This window comes from Bacteroidota bacterium, assembly GCA_018816945.1.
Taxonomy (GTDB): domain Bacteria; phylum Bacteroidota; class Bacteroidia; order Bacteroidales.
The window spans coordinates 51,374-71,223 of sequence record JAHIVC010000101.1 but is presented as its reverse complement, the minus strand read 5'-3'; the positions used below and the strand labels follow the sequence as shown (position 1 = coordinate 71,223).

At 36.8% G+C, this 19,850-nt stretch carries 16 protein-coding genes; 11 read left to right on the top strand and 5 right to left on the bottom strand.

What is annotated here, in order from left to right; all coding sequences use genetic code 11:
- The first annotated feature begins 272 nt into the window (after window positions 1-272).
- The 11 genes from ilvD to amrB all read left to right on the top strand — a co-directional run bounded on the left by ilvD (window position 273) and on the right by amrB (window position 13,849).
- Entirely contained in the window at window positions 273-2,093 is a 1,821-nt protein-coding gene (ilvD, locus tag KKG99_16710; GenBank protein ID MBU1014637.1) for a dihydroxy-acid dehydratase, read from the top strand.
- A 53-nt stretch (window positions 2,094-2,146) separates the two neighbouring features.
- The gene (gene ilvB / locus KKG99_16705) at window positions 2,147-3,886 is read left to right on the top strand and encodes a biosynthetic-type acetolactate synthase large subunit (protein ID MBU1014636.1); all 1,740 of its coding nucleotides are present in this window, start codon (window positions 2,147-2,149) and stop codon (window positions 3,884-3,886) included.
- 30 nt (window positions 3,887-3,916) lie between these two features.
- Window positions 3,917-4,462, top strand: a complete 546-nt coding sequence (gene ilvN, locus KKG99_16700; protein MBU1014635.1) for an acetolactate synthase small subunit — start codon at window positions 3,917-3,919, stop codon at window positions 4,460-4,462.
- Between the two features lie 46 nt (window positions 4,463-4,508).
- Window positions 4,509-5,555, top strand: coding sequence for a ketol-acid reductoisomerase (gene ilvC, locus KKG99_16695; GenBank protein MBU1014634.1), 1,047 nt, complete (start codon window positions 4,509-4,511; stop codon window positions 5,553-5,555).
- Between the two features lie 38 nt (window positions 5,556-5,593).
- Entirely contained in the window at window positions 5,594-7,141 is a 1,548-nt protein-coding gene (locus KKG99_16690; protein ID MBU1014633.1) for a 2-isopropylmalate synthase, read from the top strand.
- 11 nt (window positions 7,142-7,152) lie between these two features.
- Window positions 7,153-8,538: a 3-isopropylmalate dehydratase large subunit gene (gene leuC, locus KKG99_16685; protein ID MBU1014632.1), complete on the top strand. Its 1,386-nt coding sequence runs from the start codon at window positions 7,153-7,155 to the stop codon at window positions 8,536-8,538.
- Window positions 8,539-8,570: 32 nt separating this feature from the next.
- Complete coding sequence (gene leuD, locus KKG99_16680; GenBank protein MBU1014631.1) at window positions 8,571-9,173, top strand: 3-isopropylmalate dehydratase small subunit; 603 nt, start codon at window positions 8,571-8,573, stop codon at window positions 9,171-9,173.
- A gap of 231 nt (window positions 9,174-9,404) precedes the next feature.
- On the top strand, window positions 9,405-10,907 hold the full coding sequence (locus tag KKG99_16675) for a 2-isopropylmalate synthase (GenBank protein ID MBU1014630.1): 1,503 nt from the start codon (window positions 9,405-9,407) through the stop codon (window positions 10,905-10,907).
- A gap of 161 nt (window positions 10,908-11,068) precedes the next feature.
- Complete coding sequence (gene leuB / locus KKG99_16670; GenBank protein ID MBU1014629.1) at window positions 11,069-12,139, top strand: 3-isopropylmalate dehydrogenase; 1,071 nt, start codon at window positions 11,069-11,071, stop codon at window positions 12,137-12,139.
- 149 nt (window positions 12,140-12,288) lie between these two features.
- On the top strand, window positions 12,289-12,726 hold the full coding sequence (locus KKG99_16665) for a hypothetical protein (protein ID MBU1014628.1): 438 nt from the start codon (window positions 12,289-12,291) through the stop codon (window positions 12,724-12,726).
- A 37-nt stretch (window positions 12,727-12,763) separates the two neighbouring features.
- Window positions 12,764-13,849, top strand: a complete 1,086-nt coding sequence (gene amrB, locus KKG99_16660) for an AmmeMemoRadiSam system protein B (protein ID MBU1014627.1) — start codon at window positions 12,764-12,766, stop codon at window positions 13,847-13,849.
- Between the two features lie 331 nt (window positions 13,850-14,180).
- Here the strand turns inward: amrB and KKG99_16655 are convergent, their stop codons facing one another.
- The 5 genes from KKG99_16655 to KKG99_16635 form a co-directional block, all read right to left on the bottom strand.
- Complete coding sequence (locus KKG99_16655; GenBank protein ID MBU1014626.1) at window positions 14,181-15,251, bottom strand: Fic family protein; 1,071 nt, start codon at window positions 15,249-15,251, stop codon at window positions 14,181-14,183.
- 382 nt (window positions 15,252-15,633) lie between these two features.
- On the bottom strand, window positions 15,634-16,416 hold the full coding sequence (locus tag KKG99_16650; GenBank protein MBU1014625.1) for a TdeIII family type II restriction endonuclease: 783 nt from the start codon (window positions 16,414-16,416) through the stop codon (window positions 15,634-15,636).
- Window positions 16,417-16,418: 2 nt separating this feature from the next.
- Complete coding sequence (locus tag KKG99_16645) at window positions 16,419-17,573, bottom strand: hypothetical protein (GenBank protein MBU1014624.1); 1,155 nt, start codon at window positions 17,571-17,573, stop codon at window positions 16,419-16,421.
- Window positions 17,573-19,150: a site-specific DNA-methyltransferase gene (locus KKG99_16640; protein MBU1014623.1), complete on the bottom strand. Its 1,578-nt coding sequence runs from the start codon at window positions 19,148-19,150 to the stop codon at window positions 17,573-17,575. Before KKG99_16640 ends, KKG99_16645 begins: the two co-directional genes overlap by 1 nt.
- Window position 19,151: 1 nt before the next feature.
- Window positions 19,152-19,454 (bottom strand): helix-turn-helix domain-containing protein, encoded by a 303-nt coding sequence (locus KKG99_16635; protein MBU1014622.1) that lies wholly within the window; start codon window positions 19,452-19,454, stop codon window positions 19,152-19,154.
- Window positions 19,455-19,850 lie beyond the last annotated feature (396 nt).

Here is a 19,850-nt window from a genome sequence, read left to right as displayed (position 1 = left end):
GTGTTGTTAATTACTAAAAATATTTAAGCCATTCTCAACCAGAGGATGGCTTTTTTGCTTAAGAAGAATAAAAGACAGAAAACAGAAGACAGAAAACAGAAGACAGAAAACAGAAGACAGAAGACAGAATATGAAAATCAATTACTCATCCAGCATCATTATCATTATTGTGATTATTCTCATTCTCCAAAGGAATTGAGAAAGGTGAGTTATGTTATTAATCGTAAGCCTTTCTCAGATTTGGGAAAGGCTTTTTTTATGATTCAAAGGTGATGAATTTAAGAAGCAACACAACAACACAGGGCCGTAAGATGGCCGGAGCAAGAAGTCTCTGGCGAGCCAATGGAATGAAAGAGCAACAATTCGGGAAACCAATTATTGCCGTCGTGAATTCATTTACCCAAATGGTTCCGGGACATGCGCATTTGCATCAGGTAGGACAAATGGTAAAGAAAATAATTGAAATGCAAGGATGCTTTGCTCCTGAATTTAACACGATTGCGGTTGATGACGGTATTGCAATGGGGCATCTGGGGATGCTTTATTCTCTTCCTTCCAGAGATTTGATTGCCGATAGTGTCGAATATATGTGCAATGCACATCAGGTCGATGCCATGATTTGCATATCAAATTGCGATAAAATCACACCTGGTATGTTAATGGCGTCAATGCGACTAAATATTCCTGCAGTATTTGTCTCTGGCGGCCCTATGGAAGCCGGAAAATTTAAAGGTAAAGCCATCGATTTGGTTGATTCGATGGTAGTAGCTGCCGATTTTGAAACATCTGATGCCGATGTTTTGTCGATTGAAAAGAATGCTTGTCCAACTTGTGGTTCCTGCTCAGGAATGTTTACGGCTAATTCCATGAATTGCCTTACCGAAGTTTTGGGTTTATCCTTACCCGGGAACGGAACCATAGTAGCAACCCATGTTAACCGAAAGCGTTTGTTCGAAGATGCGGCAAATAAAATTGTTGAAAATACTTTTAAGTATTATCGTGATGAAAATGACAGTATTTTGCCCAGATCAATTGCTACCCGTGCTGCATTTCTGAATGCCATGAAACTTGATATTGCCATGGGCGGATCATCAAATACCATTTTACATCTGCTTGCCATCGCCAGCGAAGCCAACGTTAATTTTACAATGAAAGATGTAGATGAACTTTCACGACAAATTCCGGTATTGTGCAAAGTCGCACCAAGTTCGAGCTACCACATTGAAGACGTAAATAGGGCAGGGGGCGTAATGCGCATTCTTGGTGAACTCAATCGAAGTAATTTATTGGATACATCTGTAAATAATGTTTCATTTTCGACCTTAAGTCAGGCTTTAAATGAAATGGACATAAAAGGTGACAATCAGGATGATCAAAAGCATAAGATTTACAAATCTGCACCTGCAGGAATTCCTAATCTCGTGATGGGATCACAAAAAAACTTTTATAAAGAATTTGATTTAGATGATGAGAATGGTTGTGTGAGATCTATTGAACACGCCTATAGCAAAGATGGTGGTTTGGCTGTATTATTTGGTAATCTGGCAGAGGATGGTTGTATTGTGAAAACAGCAGGGGTGGATGCTTCGGTATTGAAGTTCACTGGTAAAGCCAGGGTTTTCGAATCTCAGAATAGTGCCTGCGATGGAATACTGGATGGAACTGTAAAGCCCGGTGATGTTGTAATTATCAGATATGAAGGTCCAAAAGGAGGCCCCGGGATGCAGGAGATGCTTTATCCTACCTCTTACTTAAAATCAAAAAAATTAGATAAATCCTGTGCTTTGCTTACCGATGGAAGGTTTTCAGGAGGAACTTCAGGCTTATCGATAGGCCATGCTTCACCTGAAGCTGCGGCAGGTGGAACCATTGCTTTGGTAGAGAATGGTGATCTCATCGAAATTGATATTCCCAAGAGAAGCATAAATCTAATCATTCCTTCCGAGGTACTTGATCAACGAAGAAAAACTTTGGAATCAAAGAATAATGGAGCTTATCTCCCCGAAAACAGGGAAAGGGACATCAGTCAGGCTTTAAAAATTTATGCAGCTCATGTTTCATCAGCAGATATGGGTGCAATCAGAATACTTTAAAGCAAGAATTTTTAATAACAAAACCAAGTAATTAAAACTTAATAAAACTTGAAATGGAAACGATAACACTTGATACTAAAACAACAAAAAATAAAACCGGTAAACGCGTTAGTGGATCAGATGCATTAATTCTATCATTGATTGCCGAAAATGTCAAGACCATTTTTGGCTATCCGGGAGGAGCAATCATGCCTGTTTACGATAAATTAATGGATTATGAAGATCAGCTACACCATATATTGACCCGACATGAGCAAGGTGCAATTCACGCAGCGCAGGGTTTTGCCAGGGTAAGTGGAGAAGTAGGGGTTTGTATAGCTACTTCCGGACCGGGAGCAACCAATTTAATAACAGGCATTGCGGATGCTTTTATGGATTCTACACCACTTGTATGTTTTACAGGTCAGGTATATTCTCATTTGCTTGGTACTGATGCATTTCAGGAAACAGATGTGGTTGGCGTTTCCATGCCGGTCACCAAATGGAATTTTCAAGTGACATGTGCGGAAGAAATTGCTCCTGCAGTGGCAAAAGCTTTCTACATAGCCCGTTCAGGCCGTCCGGGACCTGTCTTGATTGATATTACAAAAGATGCCATGTTTGCCGAAGTTGATTTTTATTACGAAAAATGCACCAAAATAAGAAGTTATATTCCGATACCTGAAACTAAAGATATCAGAATCCAACAGGCATTTGAACTGATTGACAATGCCAAGAGACCACTTGCTTTAGTTGGGCAAGGTGTTGTATTAAGTGGAGCGGAAAAGGAATTAAAAGAATTTATAGAAAAAACCGGAATTCCAGTAGCTAGTACTTTATTAGGACTATCAGCACTGCCAAATGATCATAAACTTTATACCGGAATGCTGGGTATGCATGGGAATGCAGCACCAAATATCAAAACAAACGAAGCAGATCTGATCATTGCATTAGGAATGCGATTCGACGATCGGGTTACGGGTAAAGTAAGTGCTTATGCACCAAATGCCAAGAAAATTCATTTCGAAATAGATAAATCTGAAGTTCATAAAATCATTAAAGTGGATGTAACCGTTTTAGGAGATGTAAAGGATACGCTGGCAAGAGTAACAAAGCTTGTTAGCCCCAATGCCCACGTTGTTTGGCGCAACAGTTTCAAGTTTATCGACGATCAGGAAACTAGCCGTGTAATCCAAAAGGAACTAAATCCTGAAACCGGACAGATTACCATGGGTGAAGTATTACGTCATTTAAATGAAGTGACAAAAGGAGAAGCAGTAATAGTAACTGATGTTGGTCAGCACCAAATGGTGGCTTCAAGGTATTATAAATTCAAGAATAAGAGAAGTTTTATAACTTCTGGTGGCTTAGGTACGATGGGATATGGATTGCCTGCAGCCATGGGTGCTCAGATTGCGGCACCTCACCGAAAAGTTGTTTCAATTTCCGGGGACGGAGGATTTCAAATGACCATGCAAGAACTTGGTACAATTGCTTTTAATAAAGTCCCTGTTAAAATGATTGTGCTTAATAACGATTATCTGGGAATGGTTCGACAATGGCAGGAATTGTTTTTTGATAAAAGATATTCTGCTACTTCAATTACAAGCCCTGACTTTGTAATGCTTGCAGCATCATACGGAATCGATGGACAAAAAGTAACTGATAGAAAAGATTTACATGCAGCCGTTCAAAAAATGATGGATAGCAACGAACCTTTTATCTTAGAAGTGGCCGTTGAGGCAAAAGGAAATGTATTTCCGATGATTCCTTCCGGATCAGCAGTAAATGAGATTGTTTTTGGAGACGAATAATAATATAAAAATGATTTTAATAAAATAATTATGATAGAGGAATTTACAATAACCGTGTTTTCTGAAAACAGCATTGGTATCTTAAACAGAATAACAATCAATTTCACCAAACGAAAATTAAATATTGATAGCTTAACCGTTTCTGAATCTGCAATCAAAGGGGTTTATAAGTTTACCATTGTTGTGAAATGCGCTTTAGTAACGGTCGAAAACCTTGTTAAGCAGCTCGATAAACAGATTGATATTTTGCGGACATTCTTTCTTCGCGAACATGAGATTTTGCACCAGGAAATGGCTATGTACAAAATTGAAACTTCCACTTTTCTGGAGTCAAATCAGGTAGAAGGGATCATCCGTAAACACAATGCACGTATTCTGGAGGTAACAAAGGAATATACTGCAATAGAAAAAACAGGTCATAAGCACGAAACTCAGGAACTTTTTGAGGAATTAAAGCCTTTTGGTGTTTTACAATTTGTGCGGTCGGGCAGAGTTGCAATTACACGATTGAAAAAGGAACTCTTGAGCGAATATCTTGATAAACTTGAAAAGCGTGAAATGAGCGAAGAAATATAATTTGAATTAACTCAGAATAATCACAAATAATTAAAAAAATAATAAAATGGCAAAAATGAAATTTGGCGAAGTTGAAGAAAGCCTCGTAACAAGAGAAGAATTTCCTTTGAGTAAAGCAAAGGAAGTATTGAAAAATGAAGTAATTGCAGTCATCGGGTATGGTGTGCAGGGGCCGGGACAAGCTTTAAACTTAAAAGATAATGGATTTAATGTAATCGTTGGTCAACGCAAAGATTCAAAAACTTGGGATAAAGCTGTTAAGGATGGCTGGATTCCGGGCAAAGATTTATTTGAAATTGATGAAGCGTGTGAACGGGGTACCATCATTCAATACCTGCTTTCAGATGCAGGTCAGATCGCGCTTTGGCCAACTGTTAAATCACATCTTACAACAGGCAAAGCATTGTATTTTTCGCATGGATTTGGTGTTACATATAGTGAGCAAACAGGAATCGTTCCTCCTGCCGATGTTGATGTTATCCTCATTGCCCCTAAAGGTTCAGGTACAAGTTTGCGTCGTATGTTTTTAGAAGGTAGAGGTTTGAATGCGAGTTATGCAATTAGTCAGGATGCTACCGGTAAAGCTTTAGATCGCGTTTCTGCACTTGGAATTGGCGTAGGAGCAGGATATCTGTTTCAAACAACTTTTAAAAAAGAAGTGTATTCCGATTTAACCGGAGAAAGAGGAACCTTAATGGGAGCTATTCAGGGAATATTTGCCGCTCAATTCGAGACTTTACGAGAAAACGGTCACTCTCCTTCAGAAGCTTTTAACGAAACCGTAGAAGAATTAACTCAAAGTTTAATGCCACTCGTGGCAGAAAACGGAATGGATTGGATGTATGCCAATTGCTCAACAACAGCACAACGTGGTGCTTTGGATTGGTGGAAAAAATTCAGGGATGCAACAAAACCTGTTTTTAGTCAATTGTACAAAGAAGTTTCTTCAGCCAGTGAAGCCAGGGTTGTAATTGAAGCCAATAGTAAATCTGATTACCGTGCAAAACTCGACGCCGAACTCAACGAACTCAAAAATAGTGAAATGTGGAGAGTCGGCTCAGTAGTACGTGGATTGCGTCCTGAGAATAATTAATCAGTTTAATATAATCAGAACTTTTAAAATATTTAATAATGGACAATAAATTATACATTTTTGATACAACCTTGAGAGATGGCGAACAGGTTCCGGGGTGCCAGTTAAACACAGTTGAAAAGATTGAAGTTGCTAAGGCACTTGAGGTACTCGGTGTCGATATCATCGAAGCCGGTTTTCCGATCTCGAGCCCGGGCGATTTTAATTCGGTGATGGAAATATCAAAGGCTGTTACCTGGCCAACTATCTGTGCACTCTCTAGAGCGGTTGATAAAGATATTGAGGTTGCTGCTGATGCATTAAAGTATGCCAAGCGGAAACGAATACATACAGGAATTGGAACTTCTTTTTATCACATCAACTATAAATTGAAATCGAATCAGGATGAAATTATTGAGCGTGCAATAGCTGCAGTAAAATATGCCAAAAGCTTTGTTGAAGATGTCGAGTTTTATTGTGAAGATGCAGGTAGGACCGAAAACGAATATCTTGCAAAAGTAGTTGAAGCCGTTATCAAGGCAGGTGCAACCGTTGTAAATATCCCTGATACAACGGGTTATTGTTTACCGAATCAGTATGGTGAAAAAATCAAATATTTATTTGAAAAAGTAAATGGGATTCATCAGGCCATCATTTCTACGCATTGTCATAACGATTTGGGATTGGCTACCGCAAATACCGTTGCAGGTATCGAAAATGGTGCCCGTCAGGTAGAGGTAACTATCAACGGAATTGGTGAAAGGGCCGGTAATACTTCACTCGAAGAAATCGCCATGATCCTGAAAAGTCATAAAACCCTGAATGTTGAGTGCAATATCAATACCAAGAAAATTTATAAAACCAGTCGCATGGTTTCCGGATTGATGAATATGCCGGTTCAACCGAATAAAGCGATAGTCGGGCGCAATGCCTTTGCCCATTCAAGTGGGATTCATCAGGATGGAGTACTTAAAAACCGTGAAAATTATGAAATCATTGATCCGGCTGACGTTGGAATTAATGAATCGTCAATGGTTTTAACTGCACGAAGTGGGAGGGCAGCATTGAAAAACAGGTTGGAAATGTTAGGGTTTAAACTCACCAAAGAGAAACTTGATTTGGTTTATGATGAGTTTTTGACTTTGGCTGATAAGAAAAAAGACATCAATGATGACGATCTCGCCATGTTAATTGGAGATGTTCGAAAAGAGGAACGTAGAATAAAACTGGATTTTCTTCAGGTGATTACCGGGAAAAATTTGGTACCCGTAGCAACGATCCGATTAGATATTGCAGGAGAAAAATTCGCAGCCACCGAATCGGGAAATGGTCCGGTTGACGCGGCCATCAAATCAATCAAGAGCATCATTCACCGGAAAACCAAACTTCAGGAATTTCTGATCCAGGCCATTACACGTGGGAGCGATGATATCGGGAAGGTGCATATGCAAGTATTGCACGAGGGCCAAATTTATTATGGATTTGCTGCAAATACAGATATCATTACGGCATCCGTTGAAGCCTATTTGGATGCCATCAATAAGATGAGCCCGAACGGCAGAAAAGTAAATGAAGAAAAGGAAGTAGCAAGTATGAACGAAAGATAAATTTAACCAAAGTGAAGCATACAACATTATTTGATAAAATTTGGGATGCGCATGTCATCCGGAGAATTGAAGACGGACCTGATGTGCTTTACATCGACAGGCATTATATTCATGAAGTTACAAGCCCGGTTGCTTTTGGAAATCTGGAAAAAAGAGGATTAAAAGTTTGGAGACCGAATAAAACGCTAGCAACTATGGATCATAACATTCCTACTATTGATCAGCATCTCCCCATAAAAGATTTATTATCGAGAGCACAGGTGCAAACACTTGAGAAAAATTGTAAGAATCACCATATCACACTATTTGATTTGAAGCATGAGCATCTTGGAATTGTACATGTAATAGGCCCGGAGCTTGGATTGACTTTACCGGGTATGACGATTGTTTGTGGGGATAGTCACACTTCAACGCATGGAGCGCTTGGTACGGTTGCTTTCGGGATTGGAACCAGTGAAGTAGAAATGGTTTTTGGCAGTCAGTGTATCATGCAAACGAAGCCAAAGCGAATGCTGATTTCGATTAACGGTAAGATGAACAAAGCTGTTACCTCAAAAGATCTCATTCTGTATATCATATCACAAATCAGTAGCAGTGGAGGTACGGGATATTTTATTGAGTTTGCTGGCGATACCATCCGTAATTTGAGCATGGAAGCGCGAATGAGTCTGTGCAATATGAGCATTGAATGTGGAGCAAGAGGTGGCTTAATTGCACCTGATCAGGTAACTTTCGATTACCTCAAAGGAAGAGAAAATTCACCAAAAGAGGAAGCTTGGGAAAAAGCGGTGAAGGAATGGTCGAAGCTGAAAACAGATGAAAATGCTGTATTCGATAAAGAATATCACTATAATGCTGCCGATATTTTTCCGATGATAACTTACGGTACGAACCCGGGAATGGGAATGAATATCACAGAACGGATTCCGGAAAATATAACAGATGAAAGTTTTAACAATGCCCTTAAATACATGGGTCTTGAAAAAGGACAATCACTCCTTGGAAAGGCGGTTGATTTTGTTTTTGTGGGTAGTTGCACAAACGGAAGGATAGAGGATTTGAGGATCTTTGCTGAATTAGTAAAAGGACGTAAAAAAGCAGAAAATATCACTGCGTGGATAGTTCCCGGATCAAAAGCGGTTGAAAAGCAGGCTCGGAAAGAAGGACTTGTTGAAATACTTGAAGAAGCAGGGTTCAGTTTGCGTCAGCCCGGATGTTCGGCTTGTTTGGCAATGAACGACGATAAAGTCCCTTCCGGCAAGTATTCAGTATCAACCTCTAATCGGAATTTCGAAGGCAGGCAAGGGCCGGGTGCAAGGACTTTGCTCGCAAGCCCTCTGGTTGCAGCCGCGGCTGCTGTAACTGGAGTAATCACCAATCCGGCCGACTTTTTTTAATTATGAATCAAAATAGTATAAAATTTAAAGCAATGAGTTTCGAGAAATTTAAAAACTTAAAATCAATGGCAGTTCCGTTACCAATTGAAAATATTGATACTGATCAGATCATTCCTGCTCGATTTTTAAAAGCGGTTGAACGAAAAGGTTTTGGCGACAATCTTTTTCGCGACTGGCGGTACGGAAAATCAAATGAAAAAAACGAGTCATTCGTTTTGAACGATGAAAAATATTCAGGCACAATTCTGTTGGCCGGAAAGAATTTTGGATGCGGATCAAGTCGTGAGCACGCCGCCTGGGCAATTTATGATTATGGTTTCAGGGTTGTTGTGTCGAGTTATTTTGCCGACATTTTCAAAAATAATGCCTTAAATAATGGCTTGCTTCCAATTCAAGTCAGTGCTGATGAATTTGAGGTACTGATGAAAGAGGTAAGCAATGACCCTAAAACAATTTTTGAAGTTGATTTGGAAGAACAATCCTTAAAAGTACCGGCTAAAAACATGCTGATTTCATTTGAGATAAATAGTTATAAAAAAGAATGTCTGCTTCACGGTTACGATGATTTTTTATATCTGCAAAATATGTTAAGCGAGATTGAAAAATATGAACAGGACAGGGTAGCTGCTTTTTAATGAGGAGTTATGAGTGATGAGTTATGAATGATGAGTTATGAGTTATAAGTGATGAATGATAAATGATAAATGATAAATGATAAATGATGTCTACTAACTACTGTCTACTAACTACTGTCTACTAACTACTGTCTTCTAATTAATTGCTAAAAGCCAACAGCTAAAAGCCAACAGCCAATAGCTAAAAGCAAATAACCAAAAGCAAAAAAAATGAACAATTTAATACAGATCATGGATACAACCTTGCGCGATGGCGAACAAACAACCGGGGTATCCTTTAACGACTCTGAAAAGCTCAGCGTGACCAGATTATTACTCCAGGATGTTAAGGTTGACAGGGTTGAGATTGCTTCTGCGAGAGTTTCGAATGGAGAATTTAATGCTGTAAAGCGGATAACCGAATGGGCCCGAAAAGATGGGTTTATTGATAAAATTGAAATTTTGGGGTTTGTTGATGGAATGGAATCTTTAAACTGGATCAATGATGCAGGAGGCCGGGTTGTTAATTTACTTTGCAAAGGGTCATTAAAACATCTTATCGGACAGCTAAGGAAAACACCTGAACAGCATTTCGCAGAAATTAAAGAATTTACCGAAAATGCATCAAAAATGGGAATCAAGGTGAATATTTATTTGGAAGACTGGTCGAATGGGATGAGAAGTTCGCAAGAATATGTACTGGATATGATGGATCAATTATGCAAAGCGAAAATCGACCGTTACATGTTGCCAGACACCTTGGGAATCCTGAACCCTGAAGAAACTTATGCATTCTGTAAACAGATGATTGATCGTTACCCCAACTTGAATTTTGATTTTCATGCCCATAATGATTACGATTTAGCAGTGGCCAATGTTGTTGGAGCATTACGAGCCGGTATCCGCTGTTTTCATACAACGGTAAACGGTTTAGGTGAGCGGGCCGGTAATGCGCCACTCTCAAGCGTAATTGCTGTTGTGCGCGATCAGATGAAAATGAACACTTCTGTGGATGAAAAAAAACTGAATAAAATCAGCCGCTTGGTTGAAACCTTCTCCGGAATTCGAATCCCTGCAAACAAACCCTTAATTGGCGAATATGTTTTTACCCAATGCAGTGGGGTGCATGCCGATGGAGACAATAAAGATAAACTTTATCAAAATGATTTAATTCCTGAACGTTTTGGGAGGCAAACCAGTTATGCGTTAGGCAAAACTTCGGGCAAATCAAATATTACAATGAATTTGGAAACACTGGGCTTGAGTCTTGATCCTGAATCATTGAAAAAGGTTACACAAAAGGTAATTGATTTGGGAGATAGTAAAGAAACTGTTACGATCGATGATCTTCCATTTATTGTTGCTGATGTGTTGAAAAGTAAATCAATTTCTAATCGGATTAAAATTCAGTATTATGTTATTTCGCTTTCAAAAGGATTAAAACCTTCAGCTTCCATCAAAATTGATATTGATGATGAAAATTATCAGGCCAATTCGGAAGGGGATGGGCAATATGATGCATTCATGAATGCCCTCAAAAAAATCTATTTGAAATTGAATAAGCCGTTTCCTCAATTACTAGACTATTCTGTGTCAATTCCTCCGGGAGGCAGAACAGATGCTTTAGTTGAAACCGTGATTACCTGGCGTTTAAACCGTGAATTTAAAACCAGGGGACTGGAGACAGATCAAACAACTGCAGCTATAGTGGCAACTGAAAAAATGCTGAATGTGATTGAGAATGAATATAGTTAGAAGGCAGAATGCAGAAGATAGAAGACAGTAGAAAGTAGTTAGTAGACAGTATTTAGTAGACAGTATTTAGTAGATTGTATTTAATTACATTGATCACGAAATATCAATCATAAATTTCAAAAGACAAATAAAATTAATCTTTATCAAAGAACTCAGAAAATATGAATTTAAAAATAGCGGTCCTGCCGGGTGATGGAATCGGACCTGAAATTATAGCACAAGCCATAAAAGTTGTTGAGGCCATTGCTGAAAAATTTAAGCATAAAATAAATTTTACTTATGGTTTGGTTGGAGCAGCAGCTATTGATCAATGTGGAAATCCTTATCCTGAAGAAACACATCAATTATGCTTAAAAGCTGATGCCATCCTTTTCGGAGCCATCGGTGATCCCAAATATGATAATAATCCCAAAGCAAAGGTCAGACCGGAACAAGGATTGCTTGAGATGAGGAAACGACTTGGTTTGTTTGCTAATATTCGTCCTGTAATTTCATTTCCTTTGCTCATTGAAAAATCTCCTTTAAAACGTGAAATTATTGAAGGTGTTGATTTTATTTGCCTGCGTGAGCTTACCGGTGGACTTTATTTTGGGAAACCACAAGGACGCTCGGAGGATGGTAAAACGGCTTATGATACCTGTGTTTACTCGGAATATGAGATCATAAGAATTATGAAACTTGGATTTGAACTGGCTGCCAGGCGCCAAAAAAAACTTACGCTTGTTGATAAAGCAAATGTGCTTGCAACTTCCAGATTGTGGAGGGAAACCGCACAAGATATGGCCAAAGATTATCCGGATGTTTTATTGGAGTATATGTTTGTTGATAATGCTGCCATGCAGATCATTCAATGGCCAAAGCGATTCGATGTATTGGTGACGGAGAATCTATTTGGCGATATTCTCTCGGATGAATCAAGTGTGATTAGTGGTTCTTTGGGAATACTTCCTTCAGCTTCTATAGGCATTGAAAATTTCTTGTTCGAACCTATACATGGGTCGTATCCCCAAGCAGCCGGAAAAGATATTGCAAATCCTGTGGCAACCATTCTTTCTGCAGGTATGATGTTTGAATATGCTTTTAAATTAAGTTCAGAAGCAGCACTTATTAAGGAAGCGGTCGAAAAATCTATTAGTGAAGGTATTGTTTCTGCGGAAATTGCAAAGGATGGTAAATCTTTTGGTACAAGTAAAATAGGCGACTGGATTTCCAATTTTATTAAAAATAAATAAATTCAGATAGGGTAAATCACTTTTATAAACTCTATAGTATGTAAATCGACATATAAATATAAGTTACAACAATTTTTATTAATTCGGCTTTCCGGTCAGGATTCATTTCCTGGCCGGTTTTTTTTATCTTAGCTTGCTAATTGCTTTCTATGAGAAAATACTATCCCGAACTATTGGTTTTTTTGCAGCTATCATTTATATCTCTTATTCTGATAAGTGCCCCCATTTTTAATCATCTAAACTTATGGCTTTTGTTAGAGTTATCAGGCATAAGTTTAGTAATATGGTCCATTTATGAAATGAGATTGAGAAATATTGATATAAGGCCCATCGTGAAGCAAAATGGAGCCTTGATCACTTCTGGTCCATATTATTTGGTGCGGCATCCCATGTATTCAGCAACTTTAATGGTGATGATTGCTCTGGTTGGAGAATATTATAGTAATTTAAGACTTGCTTATCTCCTGGCTTTACTGATTGTTCTCTTATTTAAAATTGAATACGAAGAAAAAGGATTGGTAAACCATTTCCCGGCTTACATCGATTATATTAAAAAATCAAAACGTTTGATCCCATTTATTTATTAAATTTCCATGATCAAATCTCTAATTTAAATGCTCAGTCATGAACTCTTTGATAAAAAAAATGTTTCCATTGATGATCCTGTCGTTAGGATTATTGTTTACCGTTAGTTGTGCAAATACTCAGAATACGGAAAAAGAATTTAAATCTGTCCGGCCGCAGAAAGATACCATTGGTTTTGCACAATACCCCTGGCAAATGGATAGTTTAATGGCCCGTATCGACCGTAAAGGATGGAATAAAACTATAGGTGATCCTTGGAAAATGGCTATTTGCCCTCACGATGATTATACCTATGTGGGGAAATTATTTCCGGAAATTTTGCATAACGTGAAGGCGCCCAATGTAATTTTAATTGGGGTAGCGCATCGAGCTGCTGCTATGGGAATTGAAGATTCGTTGGTTTTTGATACTTATACGCATTGGCAAGGACCCTGGAAAGATGTAAAGGTATCACCAATTCGTGAAGAACTTTACGATTTATTGAAAGGCAAATTTGCGATGATCAATGACAGCCTTCAAAAAGTTGAACACTCGGTTGAATCAATGGTTCCTTATCTGCAATACTTTAACCGTGATGTTTCGATCGTATCTATTCTTGTTCCGGCCATGAGCCTGAATAGGATGGAGGAAAGTGGAAAAGCATTGGCCGAAGCCATCAAAACCGTGGCAGATAAACATAACTGGAAATGGGGAAAGGATTATGCGATTGTTGTAACTACAGATGCCGATCATTATGGCAATGAAGATTGGGGCGGATTTGACCGTGCCCCCTTTGGTTGCGATGATGCAGGGAACCAAAAGGCCCGCGATCTTGAAGCAGAAATCATCGAAAATTGTTTAAAAGGAGAGGTAAACCCGGAAAATATCAAACGTTTTAGTGAATACACCTTGGATGCAAACGATTTTCATCAATATATCTGGTATTGGTGCGGCCGTTACAGTGTTCCGACAACTTTATGGACGACTTATTATTTAAACAATGCACAAACACTGCATGGTGAATTTATAGGCTATGCAACCAGCATCACTTGTGAGCATATCCCTGTTGATGATTTAGGTTTTGGACGGACAGCAATTGCTACTCCTTGCCATTGGGTTGGCTATGCGGCTTTGGGCTACCGCTAATTAATAAGCTGAATTCGCCACAGGGATAGTCAACTTTAAGAATTTTCTTTATTGATTATTTGAGTTTCTAATTGTTGATGGCCTCAAGCTATTCGCTGTTGGCTTTTAGACTTTCTTATGCTGAGGTGGACTGGAAGTTCGTGGCATAAAATACGCTGCTTTTAGTTAGTGAGGGGAACCCAGTTCATTAAAATATGAAGTCTCTTTTGTTGTTAAGTAAACAGAATATTCAGCATCTGGCTTATAGGAAGGATAAGGGGTCAAAATGTTATTATTCAATCACTAAAGTGAACTTTTTTATACAAACAACCTAACGTGTTAGGGCACGTACTTATCTCTCTTTCAGCATATATACAGTCCCTTTATTTTTTCCAATTGATTCAATTATTTGTTCAGTTTTCATATACTGCAAATCTTTCTTCAGGGTATTAATAGAAATATCAGGCATCATATTAACTAAATCAGCTAATTTAATAGGCTGATTAGTTTTAATGAACTCTTTAATTTTCTTTTGCCTTTCATTTAAATAACCGCCTTTAGATTTGAAAACATCATATTTCTGTTCTAATCGATGTATTAAAGCTTCAAGAGATTGTAAAAAGAAAAGCATCCATTTGTCAATCTTTTCCTTTTCTAAATTTTTGTCTTTTTGACCATCCATTAAAGCTTCATAGTAAGTCTTCTTCTTCTGTTCAATTAGGTTTTCAAATGAAACATATTGAATAAATAGATAATCGCTTTTTAGAAGCAATAGATTGGTTAATAGTCTTGATAACCGTCCATTGCCATCCTGAAATGGATGAATAGATAAAAATTCGTATATAAAAAATCCAATTGCAATCAAAGGGTGAAGTGCTTCTGATTTTAATTGATTGTTTGTCCAATCAATCAAGTCGTCCATTTCACTTTCCACAAGGTGCGGTTCTGTGGTGTTAAAGATTACCCTTTGCGTTCCATCAGGATAATTTGCTACAACTTTATTCGATAAGTTCTTGTAAGTGCCCCTGTGCCTATCATCTTTGGTGCTATATTTCAGTAAGTTTTGATGAAGTTGTTGGATATAGTTCTTTGAAATATTTATATTCTCAAAGTTTTCATTGATGATTTCAAGAACGTCATAGTAACCAACTACTTCTTGCTCATCTCTGGTTTTTAATTCGGTTATTTTAACATTTTCAAGAAGTTCTTTAATTTCTTTATTCGTAAGTTTTGCTCCTTCAATCCGTGTTGATGAACCTATACTTTCAATGGTTGCAATTTTCCTTAATTCCTTTAAGAAAATATTTTCTTTGTTCTCAACAAGATTCCATTTCCCCTTAAATGAGTCGATAAAACTAATCGATTTTAAAATCAGCTGATTAGTTTGGAAATCAAAGTTTATCTTATTTATATATTTGTCCATATCGTATCCATATTTTATCCATACAAATATAAAAGATTTTTATTAATCCATCTATAATGTATCCATAAAATATCTATAAATCGAATTTTCAGACAGTGTACCCTAACGGATTGGTAGTATGTTTTTGTTGCTGTTCGCCGCGGCGAATCAAAGCACTTTCCTCTCAAATTACACAAAAGTTTATTAGATGCAGAAACGCTGAAATACCCACTAACTCGGCAATAAAATATACCGCGTGTTATGCACTTGCGGTGCTTGTCTTTCGTTGTACTGTCTTTTATTTTTGCTGCATTATCTTTCTGTCCGTGCGTTGGCTCTTTTGGATTTCTTGTTTGGCTTTGTGCGGTTGCTGAAAATACAAATTTGCCACCAAGTTTGTTGGTTATTGCCTGTTATATCTTTTAAAATACGCGTCAATTTCTGGTCTCAATTCTAAACCAATTCTCTCAAAAACATCAAGCAAGTCAGTATAAGCTCCTTGACCACCAAGAAAGTCCCAAAATTCTGCTGCAACTTTTAATTCATTGTCTAAGTCAAGCATTCCTCTCATTGTCCAACGGTTGTATGGTTGTGGCTCATATGGATTATATGGAATAGCGATAATTGTTTGAACATTTGCTTCTGGATTTGCTGCAAGTGTCGTCGCTACCCATTCTAAAAGAGTTCTTTTAAATTCTTTAAAACCACCTGCATTGGGTTTAGCCGTTTTAATGTCGAACAAGTAAATAGTTCCGTTATGTCCAACGAGTTTAACATCCACTTTAGTTGGTTTCACTGTTTTCATTTCGCCAGACATGCAAACTGCCCTAATTGCTTTTATTTCTTCTATTTTATTCGGAGAAGAAGTTGCAACAGAAAGTCCATCCATAATATTTTGGATAACTCTATGTGCTTCAGATGAAATTTGATTGCCAGAAGTTTGTTGTGATTCTGCACTTGCGAAACTTGACAATGCTAATGCTTTAGCCACCGGTTCAAAAATACTTGTTCCAAAGTTTGTATTTAATGAATGAATAAATGAAAACAAAGCCATTCTATCCTGACCAAGTAACCTTGTATGAAATGGCATTACTGCAGGCTCAGGATTATAGTTCTGAAATTTATGTCTTAAACTGTTTCGTAAAACAGTTTCTACTTGCTGGATTTGTTGTTGAGTTAATGCCATTTTTATTTATTTATTAGATTTTCAATTCCATCAATTTCAGGAATTTGTGCAAAAAAGCCATTTCTGTGATTTCCCAAGATATTCATTAGTGCTCTTCGATACAAATAATTATCATCTTTCACACAACATGTATGATAATGCCTATTTGACTTTGAATCCAATGGTTGTCCATTAAAGTTTACTCCTTCAACCCATCCGTAATAGTTGGAGAATTTACAATTGCCATCATCAAAATTCGGACATTCACTACAAAATAGTTTTCTTTCACCATCACGTTCAACAAGAACGTTTTTTAAAGTTCCATTAGAATAATTCTCAATCAACACATCACAATATAAAATATTCTCACCACATTTTGGACATCTGTTATGCATGTTTCGCTTTAAATCAACAGCAAATGTTGGAATCGAAGTTCTTATCGAAAACTCACGACTTTGAAGTTCCTTTTTATAGCCAACTTCAATTCCATATATTTCTTTATTGTTTTGAAGAATTAGAAAGTCAGGTGGTGCAATGGGGTTTTTATTTCCAAAAATTCTCTGAATAAGTAACAAAGGGATTATTATTCCAAATCGTAATCGAATAAATTCTGCAAATACAATTAACTCCTTTGGTGCACCTAATGTTTTCGGCAAAAGTGAATCAATAAAATCATCAATGGCCGAAGTCCATTCTGTTTGCCATATTTTAACTTCACTTTCTTTTATTTGCTCTGCTAATTTCTTATCACCTGGTTTTTCATAAAGTATTTCACAAGGTATTTTTTCTTCAAGTTTTTCAATGTATGCTCTCCTTAAATCTGGGTTAACTGTTATTGTGTCAAACAACAACATCTGATTAACAGAGTAGAAGATTAGTTTGTAAAAATTCTTTAAATGTTCGTCTGATTTAGCAGCATAATAATAGGCCCTACCTGAGAAAATATATTCTATAATGTCGCCAAGTATCATTTGGCGATTCAATTTTACTCTGCTATTAGAAGCAGTTTTTCCTCCGGCATATAGTTCCCTCGAAATTTCTTCGTAAATTGGATTGAATTCATCTGAACTCAATAGATCACTTATTCTTTGATATTCCTTATTATGTTCTGCAAAGACTTCATCAAGACACTTAAGATGTTCAATTGATATTTGTAATCTATCTAGTAATTGTTTCATTATTTGGATTTCAAATGGAAAATTATTTCAGAATATGCACTTTTATCTTTCTCGGTTCTGTTTAAAACTGGTCGTTTGTATTGATTAACGATTTTCATTCCGGCATATTCGGCAATTATTGGATACATATTGTATTTATCGTTTGCTACAAGGAATACGTCATATTCATCAATGAAAAATCTCTTTGCATTATTCAATACTGCACTTATTCCTTCAATGTAGCTTTGTTTTGCTTCTCTACCTTGCCCTTTAAATAGAGGACCAATTTCCAATTCATCTTTGCGTTCAAAACCAAATAAGTCATAAGCATATGCATGTTGTTCATGATAGTCAATTAAACCAACGTAAGGTGGGGATGAAAATATTCCATTGATTTTTTTCATTTCAACAAGCTTCGAAAATTCAGGGTTAAGTTTTTTAAGTCCTTCAATGATGTCAATATTCCTGCTATCACCTGTTAAGCAAGTGTGGAAAGTATCTTTTCTGAGTTTATTGTATTGTACTAATCTTTTAATTGTGTCTTTGGTATATGTTTCCCACCATTTAAGAATTGAGAATAATGGTTTACACATCTTTCCATGTTTACCACAATAATAAGTGGAAGTAATTGGCTCAATCAAAGTCGCCAAGTCAGCATGAGTCGTTGCTCTGCAACTTCTTATTGTTCGACTTAGAATAACACTAACGATTTTTTTTGTGTCTAGATTTTCTATCTTTTTGATTTCATTAAATACAACTTGTATTTCATCACGAATATGTTGAGTATACCATTTATCAAGGAATGAATCTTCCTTGTCTTGGCGTAGTTTAATTTTATACTCCTTAACTAGATTGTTGAAGACAGGAAGGAACTCTTTTTCTTTTTCCTCACCATATTTTTTCTCGTCAATCTCTTTATGTTTTACTTTGTATTTATATTCTGGTACTGGAAAATATTTATTATTGAACACATTCAACTCTTTTAAAAGCTTGTCTTCAAATTCAAGTGTTTTGTGGGCTAATAAAAAAGATTTTAGTACTCTTGAAATTCTGTCAATTTCAGTTTGAACATCAACGAGCTTATATTTAGTCACTTTGCAATTTCCAATAAGAGCATTGAAAGCCGAAACGTCATTTCCAACTGCATGAATTCCTAGTTCACATGCTTGAACCATTATTGTACCACTGCCTGAGAATGGGTCATAAACTATGTCACCTTGTTTAAAGTAAACTTCTTTCTTAAATTTATCCGTATGGTCATCTAAAAAGTATTCTACTAATTGCGGAATAAATTTTCCTTTGTATGGATGTAGTCTGTGAACATGCTTAGTTGTTTCAGCTTCTTTGTATTGTTCAAAAGACAATGCCCAATTTAAATCACTTCCTAATTGTTCTTTCCATTCCTCTTGTCGTGATTTATTTTTGTCTTTATAATATTCTATAAGTTCTTCTTTGATAACTTGAGTTGAGCCATTATCACCAACCTTTTTAATCCTACCATACTGAATAAGATATGAAATATTAGAAGTCGTAACATTTTTTTCTAAATATTCTGTAGCCCAAAGACTTGCTTCTTTTATGGATAATAATTCTGTCATTTTATTTGTTTTTAATTACTCCGTACTTGATAGTTTTTTCAGCAACTTTTAGTGCTTGAATTCCTAATTCCTCATCTTTAAGTTCATAAAGAATCTTTTCACTCAAATACTGAACTAGCAATGATTTCTTGTTGATTTCGAGAATTTCAGCCAACTTAGTTATTTGTTCTCTTGTCGCTTTTCTTTCGCCATGTTCAATTTTGCTAAGAATAGCTGTGTCAATGTCGAGTTGAGCAGAAACGTGTCGCAATAGCAACCCTTTCTTTTCTCGTTTGGTTCTAATTATTTCTCCGGTCGTTTTCAATTTGAAAATATTAACTTGACAATAATTGTCAATTATAAGATTCTTTTTTAAATCAATGAACAACAAAGATTTAAAACTTATTAACAATCAAATAATCAATTTTCAACAGGTTGATGCGTTGTCAAAATGATGACTCTTTTGTCTGTGAAGCGGTCGCCCGTGCATTGGGGCAGCAAAATGTGCCTGAATGTGCTGTGAGTTTTCTTTTTTTTTGTTTTTATGCAGCAAAAATTTCTTCATCATTCTGTCGTCTGTTTCTGTCTTTTTACAATGAACGATAACTTGTTTATATGCGATAAGGTGTATCGTAAATACATCCATCTTGAGTCAGATAGGCGATACGAGGAAGCATTCTGTTTATTTTTAGTAAATATATTATTTTATTTATTATGTATC